The sequence below is a fragment of the Thalassolituus marinus genome, assembly GCF_020320395.1.
GTDB classification, from domain to species: Bacteria; Pseudomonadota; Gammaproteobacteria; order Pseudomonadales; family Oceanobacteraceae; genus Venatoribacter; species Venatoribacter marinus.
The window spans coordinates 1-11,965 of sequence record NZ_JAEDAH010000026.1 but is presented as its reverse complement, the minus strand read 5'-3'; the positions used below and the strand labels follow the sequence as shown (position 1 = coordinate 11,965).

12 protein-coding genes are annotated in these 11,965 nt (G+C 54.1%); 7 read left to right on the top strand and 5 right to left on the bottom strand.

Going from position 1 to position 11,965, the window contains the following annotated elements:
* Nucleotides 1–21: 21 nt before the first annotated feature.
* From I9W95_RS05785 to pilG, 4 genes are all read right to left on the bottom strand, one after another.
* Nucleotides 22–2,070, bottom strand: a complete 2,049-nt coding sequence (locus I9W95_RS05785; protein ID WP_225672780.1) for a methyl-accepting chemotaxis protein — start codon at nt 2,068–2,070, stop codon at nt 22–24.
* 74 nt (nt 2,071–2,144) lie between these two features.
* Entirely contained in the window at nt 2,145–2,672 is a 528-nt protein-coding gene (locus tag I9W95_RS05780; protein WP_225672778.1) for a chemotaxis protein CheW, read from the bottom strand.
* Nucleotides 2,672–3,037, bottom strand: coding sequence for a twitching motility response regulator PilH (pilH, locus tag I9W95_RS05775; RefSeq protein ID WP_225672776.1), 366 nt, complete (start codon nt 3,035–3,037; stop codon nt 2,672–2,674). The genes I9W95_RS05780 and pilH overlap by 1 nt, the downstream gene beginning before the upstream one ends.
* Nucleotides 3,038–3,075: 38 nt before the next feature.
* A complete protein-coding gene (gene pilG, locus I9W95_RS05770) occupies nt 3,076–3,459 on the bottom strand; it encodes a twitching motility response regulator PilG (RefSeq protein ID WP_145466915.1) in 384 nt (127 codons plus the stop codon).
* Nucleotides 3,460–3,670: 211 nt separating this feature from the next.
* On the opposite strand from pilG, the gene gshB reads away from it, so the two are divergent.
* The 7 genes from gshB to I9W95_RS05735 all read left to right on the top strand — a co-directional run bounded on the left by gshB (nt 3,671) and on the right by I9W95_RS05735 (nt 9,445).
* Nucleotides 3,671–4,630 carry a glutathione synthase gene (gene gshB / locus I9W95_RS05765; RefSeq protein WP_225672774.1) on the top strand — a complete coding sequence of 320 codons (960 nt, stop codon included), beginning with the start codon at nt 3,671–3,673 and terminating at the stop codon, nt 4,628–4,630.
* Nucleotides 4,631–4,763: 133 nt separating this feature from the next.
* Entirely contained in the window at nt 4,764–5,639 is an 876-nt protein-coding gene (locus I9W95_RS05760) for an energy transducer TonB (RefSeq protein ID WP_225672772.1), read from the top strand.
* Complete coding sequence (locus I9W95_RS05755) at nt 5,639–6,196, top strand: YqgE/AlgH family protein (RefSeq protein WP_225672770.1); 558 nt, start codon at nt 5,639–5,641, stop codon at nt 6,194–6,196. Before I9W95_RS05760 ends, I9W95_RS05755 begins: the two co-directional genes overlap by 1 nt.
* The gene (gene ruvX / locus I9W95_RS05750) at nt 6,196–6,642 is read left to right on the top strand and encodes a Holliday junction resolvase RuvX (protein WP_225672769.1); all 447 of its coding nucleotides are present in this window, start codon (nt 6,196–6,198) and stop codon (nt 6,640–6,642) included. The genes I9W95_RS05755 and ruvX overlap by 1 nt, the downstream gene beginning before the upstream one ends.
* A 6-nt stretch (nt 6,643–6,648) precedes the next feature.
* Nucleotides 6,649–7,143: a bifunctional pyr operon transcriptional regulator/uracil phosphoribosyltransferase PyrR gene (gene pyrR, locus I9W95_RS05745; protein WP_225672768.1), complete on the top strand. Its 495-nt coding sequence runs from the start codon at nt 6,649–6,651 to the stop codon at nt 7,141–7,143.
* A gap of 26 nt (nt 7,144–7,169) precedes the next feature.
* Nucleotides 7,170–8,177, top strand: a complete 1,008-nt coding sequence (locus I9W95_RS05740) for an aspartate carbamoyltransferase catalytic subunit (protein ID WP_225672767.1) — start codon at nt 7,170–7,172, stop codon at nt 8,175–8,177.
* A 2-nt stretch (nt 8,178–8,179) separates the two neighbouring features.
* Entirely contained in the window at nt 8,180–9,445 is a 1,266-nt protein-coding gene (locus I9W95_RS05735) for a dihydroorotase (RefSeq protein WP_225672766.1), read from the top strand.
* 39 nt (nt 9,446–9,484) lie between these two features.
* Here I9W95_RS05735 and I9W95_RS05730 read toward each other — a convergent pair whose 3' ends face one another.
* The gene (locus tag I9W95_RS05730; protein ID WP_225672765.1) at nt 9,485–11,746 is read right to left on the bottom strand and encodes a bifunctional diguanylate cyclase/phosphodiesterase; all 2,262 of its coding nucleotides are present in this window, start codon (nt 11,744–11,746) and stop codon (nt 9,485–9,487) included.
* Nucleotides 11,747–11,965: the final 219 nt, after the last annotated feature.

Here is an 11,965-nt window from a genome sequence, read left to right as displayed (position 1 = left end):
TATAGTTATCCAGCCAGACGCTTACAGCGCCTGTTGCTCATCCATTTCAGCTTCCGGCAGCTTGAAGCCCGCTACGGATTCACGCAGCTTGTTAGCCATTTCTGCCAGGTTACCAATCGACTTCGCTGTTGCAGTCGTACCCGCAGATGTCTGCGAGGTAATTTCCTGAATAACGTTCATCGTATTGGAGATATGACCTGCGGACGATGCCTGCTGACGAGCAGCGTTGGAAATGTTCTGAATCAGTTCCGCGAGGTTTTTCGATACGTTTTCAATCTCTTCCAGAGCAACACCCGCGTCCTGCGCCAGGCGAGCACCACGTACCACCTCGGTAGTGGTCTGTTCCATCGAGATTACCGCTTCGTTGGTATCGTTCTGAATCGTTTTAACCAGCGCTTCAATCTGCTTGGTTGCCGCAGCAGAACGCTCCGCCAGACGCTGTACCTCGTCCGCAACTACCGCGAAGCCCCGGCCAGCGTCACCGGCCATGGATGCCTGAATCGCAGCGTTCAGAGACAGAATGTTGGTCTGGTCAGCAATGTCCGTAATCAGGGAGATGATGTCACCAATCTCCTGTGAGGATTCACCCAGACGTTTAATACGCTTGGAGGTTTCCTGAATCTGTTCACGGATGTTATCCATGCCGTTAATGGTCGCCTGTACCACTTCAGCACCTTTGTTCGCGATCGCTACCGACCGCTCCGCTACCGCGGATGATTCCGAGGCGTTAGCAGATACCTGGTCAATGGACACCGCCATTTCGTTAATCGCCGCAGAGGCTCCGGCAATTTCCTGCGCCTGGTGCTCAGAAGCTTCTGCCAGGTGCATTGCTGTCGCCTGGGTTTCCTGAGCAGCGGAGGATACCTGTACCGCTGTATCGTTAATCGCCGATACCAGAGAGCGCATCTGGTCGATCGCGTAGTTAATGGAGTCAGCAATCGCACCCGTGAAGTCTTCGGTTACCGTTGCCGAAGCTGTCAGGTCACCGTCCGCAAGGTCAGCAATTTCATCCAGCAGTCGCAGAATCGCCATCTGGTTCTGTTCGTTGGCGTTAGCAGTTTTCTCAAGGTCGCGACGGGTTTCACGGTAAGACACAACACCGAAGGCCACCATTACAACCAGCGCCAGCAGCGCAGATACGTAACCAACCAGCTGCAGAGTCAGACGCTGAGCACCACCTTCCTGAATGCCTTCAGTCAGGGAGGATGTTTGCTGCAGCAGCGTCACAGAGTCATTAAAGATAGAGTCAGATGCTTCACGAACCTGGAACAGTTCAGGAGAGGTTTCCAGAATTTCGTCAACGGAACCGGATACGAATTCGAACAGCTCAGCAACTTCCGCCAGAGCGTAAATCGCTTCCTCATCAGTTACCTGAGAGATGTTCATGGCAACGTTGCCCTGAATCATACCGTTCAGTACCCGACCGAACAGCGAGGCGTCACGACCGAAAGCGTCTGCCGCCATTACCGCGTCTTCACCACCCGCCAGTACCTTGTTAACAGAACGTACGATACGTTCTGCCAACCAGGACTGACGCTGGGCTACCGCCACCTGATCGGCAGGTGCGTCGTTATCCAGCAGAATTTCTACGATCTCGTCGTATTCCACCTGCAGCTGAGGAATCGTTTCCGCCAGTGTCGCGGCAACTTCGTGCAGGGAGAGAATAATATCCTGGGCGCGGATAATCTGGTCGGCATTGGTCTGTACATCAGCCCAGACACCCGATACATCGCTCATGGCTGCCACTTCTGCCGGTGGCAGACCAGTTTCAGCATTACCACGGGTCAGGTATCCCAGACGCATCTCGAAGTTATCACGGGCGGCTTTCAGTTCGGCGAATGCCTCACGCTTACCACCCGCCGCTTCTACGGCGTTCTTCGCAAGTTCCTGAGACAGTACGCGCAGCTCACCTGCGTGCTCGATGTATTGTTCGTCCCGGTTTGCCAGCGTGTTCACATATACCGTAATACCAATGAACACCGCCAGAAACACAAACAACAGGCCTGCCAGTACACCGTTGGTACGGTTCCTGAAGGCTGTCGATAAGACGCTTCCTGAATTTCCGCTCATGCCGTTCTCTCCACACTCACTGCATGCATTTTAATTATTTCTGTCCGAGGACAGGTCCGGATAATCCGGTGCGGTTAAACCGCAATCTGCAGGAATTCCGGCGCCTGAACCAGCTGAACCAGCTGGAATACAGGCCACTCACGGCCATCCCGCTCAAAACCGTGTTCGACATAAACGCCAAACGCCGGATCAATAGTGTCTGCTGCCACAGTACGGTCAATCGGAAACTGCTGCATCCCCAGAACCGCATCCACCAGCAAACCGATCAGGTGATCACCCTGCTCCACCACCAGCACCCGACGACTGCGCCAGTTCGCTTTGGAAGGCAGACCGAGTAAACCGGCCAGATCCATCACAGGCACCAGGCGGCCACGAACATTGGCCACCCCAAGCACCCAGCTGCGCACCCCCGGCACCTTGGTCAGGCGCGGAGGCTGCAGAATTTCACTTACATCCGCCATGTCTGCCACGAAATTCTGACCTGCGAGCATAAAGCCCACACCACGCCAGTAGGAAACCGCTTCAACCTGCTGTGGCAGTGCCGAAGCATGACTGCGGCTACGTTCAGCGATATCCAGTAATCGGGCAAACGGATGCATCATTAACCTGCCAGAACCGAGTTGATCTCAGACAGCAGAGTACCCTCAGCCACTGGTTTAACCAGATAGCCGCTGGCGCCCTGACGCTTACCCCATACACGGTCAGTTTCCTGATCCTTGGTAGTCACAATAATCACAGGAATGTGCTGAGTTTCCGGATCTTTGGTCAGCTGACGGGTCGCCTGGAAGCCGTTCAGGCCTGGCATAACGATATCCATCAGTACACAGTCCGGCTTTTCCTGGCGGGCAACCGCCACGCCATCAGCACCATTCTCTGCAGTCATCACTTCATGACCGTTCTTCTCCAGCATTGAGCGAAACGCTTCAGTTTCTGTTGGAGAATCATCTACTACCAAAATACGGGCCATGCTTTTTTACCTCTCAAAATCTTTATACAAACGCTGTCTCAGGACTTGACGTACTGGCGAATGGAGCCGAGCAGCTCTTCTTTACTGAACGGCTTCGTCAGGTACTCGTCAGAGCCGACAATCCGTCCTTTAGCTTTATCGAACAGGCCATCCTTACTGGACAGCATGATGACCGGGGTCGACTTGAATTTTGAGTTATTTTTAATTAATGCACAGGTCTGGTAGCCGTCCAGACGTGGCATCATGATGTCGACAAAGATGATATCCGGATGAGTATCCGCGATTTTGGCCAGCGCATCAAAACCGTCTGTAGCGGTAATGACTTCGCAGCCAACCTTCTTTAGAAGTGTCTCTGCGGTCCGACGAATGGTTTTACTATCGTCGATGACCATGACCTTAATGTTCTGAAAGTTGTCGTCCATAGGGCGGCCTTAACCATCCGTTTTATTATGTTTTCGTAAGCTGCTGTGTTCACAAACGCAGTAGACGCCATTGCGCACGTTTGTATCACATATCATGTAACAAACGCTAGGCCGGTGCTATGCGCCATATCACACAATTAAGTTACGCCTGTGGAACCATCGATCAGTTACACTGGCACTATTGAATCGCAGAAGCACGAGTAAAGTGACCATGAGCATCCAAGTCGGCGTGGTAATGGACCCGATTGCCACCATTAATTTCAAGAAAGATACCTCTCTGGCCCTGATGAATGCCGCCCAGGAAAAAGGCTGCCAGCTGTGGTACATGGAACAGAGCGATCTCTACATTCGTGATGGCCGCGCCATGGCGCGCATGGCGCCGGTACGTGTTGCCATGAACCCGGAGCACTGGTACGACATGGGCGAGTTTGAAGAGCGCCCACTGGCCGACCTGAACATCATTCTGATGCGTAAAGACCCGCCATTCGACAGCGAGTTCATTTACAGCACCTATATTCTGGAACGCGCCGAAGAAGAAGGTGTACTGGTGGCCAACAAGCCACAAAGCCTGCGCGACTGTAATGAGAAAATCTTCGCCACGGCTTTTCCTGAGCTGATGACGCCGACCATTGTGACCCGTCGCGCCGACCTGCTGAAGGCGTTCCACAAGGAACAGGGGGATGTCATCTTCAAACCGCTGGACGGCATGGGTGGTTCATCCATCTTCCGCCTGAAGCATGATGACCCGAACGTCAGCGTCATCATTGAAACCCTGACCAACCACGGCAGCCAACAGATTATGGCGCAGCGTTATATCCCGGAAATCACCGAAGGCGACAAGCGCATTCTGATGATTGATGGCGAGCCAGTGCCTTACTGCCTGGCACGCATTCCGGCCAGCGGCGAAACCCGTGGCAACCTGGCCGCCGGCGGCACCGGTGTGACTCAGCCCCTGAGTGATGAAAATCGCGCCATTGCCGAACAGGTTGGTCCTTACCTCAAAGAGAAAGGACTGTATTTCGTAGGCCTTGATGTGATCGGCAACAACCTTACCGAGATCAATGTCACCAGCCCCACCTGTGTACGTGAAATCAGCCGCGACTCCGGTATCGACGTTGCAGGTCAGCTGATTGAGTGTTTGCTGGCGAAGCTGAACACGTCTGACGTCTGACGTCTGACGTCCGACCTCCGACGCCGGACACCTCACATCCAGCGCCAGATGATGGACAAACCGGTGCGAAACGCGCAGACTTGCAGGCGTTTTTCACCGGTTTTCCAGGTCACAATCAGGTAACTCTGCGCGTATGTCAGCAACCGTCGTAAACAGCTCCGATCGTTTGTCCTTCGCCCTGTTTCTGGCGCTATTACTGCACGCTCTGGTGGTGCTTGGCATCAGTTTCAAAGCCACAGACCCCAGCAACCTGTCAAAAACACTGGAAGTGACCCTGGCCAGCTATAAAAGCGACAAGGCACCGGAACACGCAGACTTTATTGCCCAGGAAAATCAGGAGGGCAGCGGTACTCTGGACGAGGCCCGTATGCTGACCACCGACGTCGAAGCAGACTTTCAGGCCAATACCGTTAATGAAGCATCGCCGCAGGAACAGCAGGCCACAGCGCCGCGCAAACCTGAGGGCAACCAGCGTATCGTCACCACCCGCGCTGATTCACGCAGCCGTACCAACACCTCCGATCTGGCCCCAACACTGCAACTGGATCTGCCGGATGGCCCACAGAAATCCCTGCTGCAGCGCAGTCTCGAGATGGCCAGTCTGGAAGCCAAACTCGACACCCAGCGTCAGGCCTACGCCAAGCAACCACGAGTACAGCGTCTGACTGCGGCCTCCACCATGAAAGCCAATGACGCCTATTACGTGAACAGCTGGCGCCGCAAGATTGAACAGATGGGGGCACTGAATTATCCGCGCGAAGCCGAAAGCTGCTTCGACAACTGTCGTCTGCGTCTGCTGGTTGCTATCAACCCGGATGGCACCATCAACGAGCTGACCATTCTTGAGTCTTCTGGCCGTAAAGTGCTGGATGACGCTGCGCTGCGCATCGTACGCATGTCGGCTCCCTTTGCTCCCTTTACCGAAGAAATGCGCAAAAACACTGACATTCTGGAAATCATCCGCACCTGGCAGTTCAAAGGGAACCGCTATCTGTCGGAAGCCAATTAATGGAACAGATAAAATCGCTGAAGAATCATCTGCTGATTGCCATGCCGCAGCTGGAAGATTCATGGTTTGCAGGGACCGTTACCTACCTGTGTGAACACAACCACGACGGCGCTATGGGCATCGTTCTCAATAAACCGATGCCGGTGATGTTTCGCGACATCTGTGAGCAGCTGGAAATATCCCGCCTGCCGCTGATTGATCCGCAGATATATGCCGGCGGTCCGGTCAGTCCGGAAAACGGTTTTATCCTGCATCGCCAGCAGGGCAACTGGGGCTCAACCCTTAACATCACCGAGCAATCCCACCTGACATCGTCGAAAGATATCCTGCGCGCCATTGCCGGCGGCTCCGGACCACGGGATTACCGACTGTCTCTGGGCTATGCTGGCTGGGATGCCGACCAACTGGATGCCGAATTACGTGACAACAGCTGGCTCACCGTTGAAGCCTCTGGCGAACTACTGTTCGACACGCCGGTTGAAGAAATCTACGACGCGGCCTTGTCGCTGCTCGGAATCAGTGCTGAATTTCTCAGCAGCGATGCGGGGCACGCCTGATGAGTCAGGCTCCAGCCGCGCGCGTACGCACCCTGATGGGCTTTGATTTCGGTACTCAACGCATCGGCATTGCCACCGGTCAGCGCCTCACCGCAACCAGTCAACAACTGGAACCGATCAAAGCCCGCGACGGCATTCCCGACTGGGATCTGTTGCAGCGCATTATTGATGAATGGCAACCCGATGCCTTTGTCGTCGGTCTGCCATTGAATATGGACGGAACACCCAGTGACATGAGCCGGCGGGCAAAGAAATTCGCCGGACGACTGGAAGGCCGTTATCATCGCCCCGCCTACACCCATGACGAACGCCTGACCAGCTACGAAGCCAAAGGCATTGTGATTGCTCAGGGTGGCAGCCGCGACTTTGGCGCCAACTCGGTCGACGGGCTGGCGGCACAACTGATTCTTGAAAGCTGGATGGCCGCCTGGCCGCTTGAGGAGTAAGGCTCAATGAACCTGCCTGATATCGAAACAACCTGTACTGAGCTGAGTGAGCGACTGGTCACCTACCTGGCAGAGCAACAGATTGACCGCCCACTGCTGGTTGGCATTCGCACCGGCGGCGTCTGGGTTGCTGACCGCCTGCAGGAAAAACTGCAGACCGAAGACGGCGTCAGCTCGCTGGATATCAGTTTTTATCGCGATGACTTCACCCGTCACGGCCTGCATCCGCAGGTAAAAGGCTCGGAACTGCCGGACAGCATTGAAGACCGTCATATCATTCTGGTCGACGACGTAGTGATGAGTGGCCGTACCATCCGTGCCGCAATGAATGAACTGTTCGATTACGGTCGCCCAGCCAGTATCACCCTGGTTTGCCTGCTGGATATCGGTCGTCGCGAGCTGCCGATTCAGCCTGACCTGTGTGGCGCCGCACTGACGCTGAGCGAAGGCCAGCTGGTGAAACTGACCGGCCCGCAACCCCTGACCCTGACACTCGCCTGATTACCGACTTTATGAGCAGCCTGATCATGAATACAGACCCAGCCAAGGTGCAGCTGACCGCCGACGGTCGTCTGAAGCACTTCCTCACCACTGAGGGCCTGAGCCGCGAGCTTCTGACCGAAATCCTCGACACCGCCGATTCCTTTATCAGCACACAGGAACGGGACGTTAAAAAAGTCCCTCTGCTGCGCGGTAAAACCGTGGTAAACCTGTTTTTCGAAAACAGCACCCGCACCCGCTCAACCTTCGAGCTGGCGGCTAAGCGTCTGTCTGCCGATATTCTTAACCTCGATATTTCCAAGTCAGCGACGGCCAAGGGCGAAACCCTGATGGATACGCTGTGGAATCTCGAGGCCATGTATTCCGACATGTTCGTCGTGCGTCATGCCGATTCCGGTGCCGCGCACTTTATTGCCGAGCACGTCACCCCGCACGTTGCCATCATTAACGCCGGCGACGGTCGCCATGCACACCCGACTCAGGCAATGCTGGATATGCTGACGATTCGTCGCCACAAAGGCAGCATCGAAGGCAAAATCGTCGCTATCGTTGGCGATATCCTGCATTCCCGTGTTGCTCGCTCCCAGATTCACGCCCTGCGTACTCTGGGTGCGGCGGAAGTACGGGTTATTGGCCCGGGCACACTGCTGCCAAAAGACATTGAGTCGCTGGGCTGTAAGGCCTTCTACCGCATGGAAGAGGGCCTGAAAGATTGTGACGTGGTGATCATGCTGCGCCTGCAGAAAGAACGTATGCAGAATGCACTGCTGCCAAGCGAAGGCGAATTTTTCAAACTTTACGGTCTGACCGAAGAGAAACTGGCCTACGCCAAACCGGATGCCATCGTCATGCACCCGGGTCCGATCAACCGCGGTGTCGAAATTGAATCCAACGTCGCCGACGGCCCGCAATCGGTCATTCTGAATCAGGTCAGCTACGGTATTGCCGTTCGTATGGCGGTGATGGCCATGGCCATGAGCGGCCAGCAGCAGGAAAAAAATGAACTGTATGGCAACGATCAGGAGGAGGCTTAATCATGCGTTACCTGCACATTGAAAACGCCCGTCTGATTGATCCGGCCAGCAATCTGGATCAGGTAACTGACCTGTACGTTGCCGAAGGACGAATCGCCGCCATTGGTCACAAACCCGCTGGCGGTGGCATTGAGCTGACCATCGACGGTCAGGGCAAATGGCTGGTGCCCGGGCTGGTAGACCTTGGTGCCCACCTGCCGGAACCCGGTTATGCGCACAAAGGCACCATCGCCAGCGAAACCCGTGCCGCCTGTTCCAGTGGTTTTACCCACGTCTGCTCGTTACCTGATACCAAGCCAGTAACTGACAGTTCCGCGGTAGTGAAACTGATTCTGGAAAAAGCCAGCAAAGCCGGATACAGCAAGGTGCTGCCACTCGGCGCCCTGACTCAGGGTCTGGAAGGCGAACAGCTGGCCAGCATGTTTACCCTGCACGAAGCCGGCTGCGTGGCACTGAGCAACGCTCGTCGTCCGTTCAAAGACAGCTACGTTCTGCGCCGGGTAATGGAATATGCAGCAACGTACGATATCCCGGTGTTCCTTAGCGCCAACGACATCGCGCTGTCCGCTGGCGGCTGCATGCACGAAGGTCCGGTGGCCACCCGCATGGGCCTGAGTGGCATTCCACGCACCGCCGAAACCATCGCGCTGGCGCAGATGCTGCTGTTGATTGAGCAAACCGGTGTACGTGCACACATCAGTCAGATCAGCTGCGCGCGCAGTGTTGCCATGTTGCAGCAGGCACGCAATGAAGGCCTGAGCATCAGTGCCGACACAGCGCTGGCCAATCTGATCTATACCGATGACGCGGTAAACGGCTACAACAGCCAGTTCAATGTACAGCCTCCGCTGCGCAGCGAAAGTGACCGTCAGGCATTGCTGGCCGCAGTTAATTCCGGCGAACTGGCCATCAGTTCGAACCATCAGCCACATGAGGTGGCGGCGAAGAAGGCGCCATTCGCTGATGCTGAGCCGGGCATGTCGATGTTTGACGGCTTCCTGCCACTGGCACTGCAACTGGTTGAACGCGGGGAACTGTCGCTGACAGCACTGATTCGTGCCACCAGTACGCTGCCTGCACAGATTGCCGGTATTGAACAGGGACTGGTTGAAGGTCAGGCATTTAATGCCGCTCTGATCGATCCCCTGCTCGAACGCAGTTTCCGTCGCTCAGAGCTGCTGTCCAAAGGACGCAACAGCCCTCTCGCCGGGCAAACACTGAAAGGCGCCGTCAGCGCCGTGTTTATCGAAGGCCACCAGGTCTTCTGATTTAAAAAAAGCCGCAGACTCTGCGGCTTTTTTATTGTCTTACAGCGGACGCTCATCCAGAAAGCAACGCAGCGCCTCAGCCGATAATGGCCGTGAAAAATAATAGCCCTGATAAAGATCACATCCAATCTGATTCAGGCACTCTAGCTGAGCTTCCGTTTCCACCCCTTCAGCCACCAGAGTCACATTGTAGTTACGACCGATGGCGACAATATTGCGCGCCATACGCAATGCGGTTTCATCTTCGATCAGATGATCGACGAAGCTTTTATCGATCTTGATTTCATCCAGCGGTAAATGACGTAGCAGGCTCAGCGAAGAATAACCGGTGCCAAAGTCGTCCAGCGAAATACGAATTCCCTGAGCGTGTATTTGTTCCAGTACTGCACGCATACGTTCAACATCATCAATCAGAATATTTTCAGTTATTTCAACCACAACATTTACAAAAGCGAGGCCGCTGGCGACAATTTTTTCCTGCAGTTTGTCGGCAAAGTCTGGCTCTGACAGCTGTTTAACCGAAATATTCAGTGACAGGCAGAAACTGCGGCCACTGCTACTCTGAATATCGGCGATCTCCTGCAGTGCATTGTCGATAATGAAGTCACCCAGCGCCGTCATCTGACCGCTATGTTCAGCGACTGCAACAAACTGGTCCGGTGGAACAAAACCAAGCTCGGGGGGATTCCAGCGCACCAGTGCTTCGACACCATGCAACCGTCCACTGCTGTCCACCTGCGGCTGATAGTTCATATAAATTTCACCGCGCTTTTCCGCCCCGCGCAGTAACTGTTCGATGCGGGCACGCAACAGGTACTTACCTTCCAGATCCGGCTGAAAAATACGAACCGTATTGCGCTTGCGTTTGGCATCATACATGGCGATATCTGCCGCTCGCATCAGCTCATCCAGTTCCTGGCCATGCTGTGGAAAATGAGCAATGCCGATGCTGACGCCAGGTGAAAATATCTTTTGCTGCACATCAATGTTCTCGCAGGCGGAAAAAATCCGGTTGGCAACCAGATTTTCTGCAGCCTCAAGCCGTTCATCCGAAATCAGCATGACAAACTCGTCACCGCCATGACGAATCAGCAGATCACGACTCTGAATAACCTTTTGTAACCGCGAGGCAAGTCGTACCAGCAGCTCATCACCCAGCTTGTGACCAAAGCTATCGTTAATGCCCTTAAAGTTATCCAGATCAACAAATAGCAGAGAAAATTCCGTTTTATTGGCGCGCCATTCTTCAAATTTGCTCAGCAGGAAGTTGCGGTTTGGCAACTGGGTTAACGGATCATGATTGGCCTGAAATTCCAGCACAGAACGCTGCTTTTTTTCCGAACGATCAATGCTGCGAAACAGAAAAAACATCGCCAGCTGAAACATCACCATGATGAACAGGTATCCGGCAAAAACATGCATAAACTGATAAATGAAAAAGCTTTCTTCGATTTCAGAAATTAACCAGAACTCATAGCGTTCATTGTAGAGTGCGACACCGCGTACAGTACCGCGACCATCCTCACTGATGCGCTCAAAGCTCAGCGCCTGACCACTGTCGCGGGCATGGAGAAAATCGAAGGAACGATTCATTTTCATTGCCGCCAGCAAACGCTCATATTCAATGGCCGGCATTGGCTCACTATAAAAATCTGCCAGTGGCTGACCGTTGGTCGCGTACTGAATGTAATGGTCGCGCTCGCGCAGAATGGTTATCCGGTTAAAGTCACCGAGCACCTGAGTGCGGCCAAACAAGCCGTCTTCCGAACCGAACTTCAGTGCTCCCGTCATCACCCCAAGCAGCTGGCCATCCTTGTCATAAATTGCTTTGCGTGCGGGCACCACCAGGCGCGGCGCATTGTAGGTACGGCCCAGCACCATTTTATCGGTGGTCATGGCATAGCCGAAGGAATCGCGGGTCTGTGGCAGCTCAGACAGATTGGGAAGATTATCGCTTTGCAGATTACTGGTCAGTTCCAGCACTTCACCTGCCGTGGAGATCAGGGCAAAACCGGCAAAGATTTCCGGATTGAGCGCCATAATCTCATCCAGATCGTTCTGTACGTTACGTTCGCGCTGCTGCAACAGCAGGGTTTTTCCCATCAGAGTGATAATGCCTTCCTGCTGTTCAAGAACAGAGGAGAAGCTACCGTACCAGTGTTTGACCACGCCTTGTTGCAGTTCGTCATAATGACGCATCATACCGTTCCAGCGGGCAAACGATAAATATATCAACAGCGTGCAACTGGCCAGCAGCACGAACAGAAACAGCAGCCAGATATTTTTCTTAAGCAATGCCATGGCCAGATCCCGGGCCCATAATCTGAGTTTCAGCTTAGCGCAGCCAGCCTGAGTTCGCATGCCACCACAGGACAAAGTGATATGCCCGGCGAAGCCTTTCAGCATTCATAAAAAAAGGAGTGCAATGCCACTGCGGTCCCACAGTTTAAAGATATCTGTTTTCTATAAACGACTTTTAAATCTGCAATGCCTACTGCCTACCAGGGGAACTTATCCCCT

What these genes read in the sequence shown, in the direction of transcription:
- I9W95_RS05780 (WP_225672778.1), bottom strand. Translation starts at nt 2,672, where the DNA reads ATGATGCATCCGTTTGCCCGATTACTGGATATCGCTGAACGTAGCCGC.
- pilH (WP_225672776.1), bottom strand. Translation starts at nt 3,037, where the DNA reads ATGGCCCGTATTTTGGTAGTAGATGATTCTCCAACAGAAACTGAAGCG.
- I9W95_RS05735 (WP_225672766.1), top strand. Translation starts at nt 8,180, where the DNA reads ATGCGTTACCTGCACATTGAAAACGCCCGTCTGATTGATCCGGCCAGC.
- I9W95_RS05730 (WP_225672765.1), bottom strand. Translation starts at nt 11,746, where the DNA reads ATGGCATTGCTTAAGAAAAATATCTGGCTGCTGTTTCTGTTCGTGCTG.
- pyrR (WP_225672768.1), top strand. Translation starts at nt 6,649, where the DNA reads ATGAACCTGCCTGATATCGAAACAACCTGTACTGAGCTGAGTGAGCGA.
- I9W95_RS05755 (WP_225672770.1), top strand. Translation starts at nt 5,639, where the DNA reads ATGGAACAGATAAAATCGCTGAAGAATCATCTGCTGATTGCCATGCCG.
- I9W95_RS05785 (WP_225672780.1), bottom strand. Translation starts at nt 2,070, where the DNA reads ATGAGCGGAAATTCAGGAAGCGTCTTATCGACAGCCTTCAGGAACCGT.
- pilG (WP_145466915.1), bottom strand. Translation starts at nt 3,459, where the DNA reads ATGGACGACAACTTTCAGAACATTAAGGTCATGGTCATCGACGATAGT.
- ruvX (WP_225672769.1), top strand. Translation starts at nt 6,196, where the DNA reads ATGAGTCAGGCTCCAGCCGCGCGCGTACGCACCCTGATGGGCTTTGAT.
- gshB (WP_225672774.1), top strand. Translation starts at nt 3,671, where the DNA reads ATGAGCATCCAAGTCGGCGTGGTAATGGACCCGATTGCCACCATTAAT.
- I9W95_RS05740 (WP_225672767.1), top strand. Translation starts at nt 7,170, where the DNA reads ATGAATACAGACCCAGCCAAGGTGCAGCTGACCGCCGACGGTCGTCTG.
- I9W95_RS05760 (WP_225672772.1), top strand. Translation starts at nt 4,764, where the DNA reads ATGTCAGCAACCGTCGTAAACAGCTCCGATCGTTTGTCCTTCGCCCTG.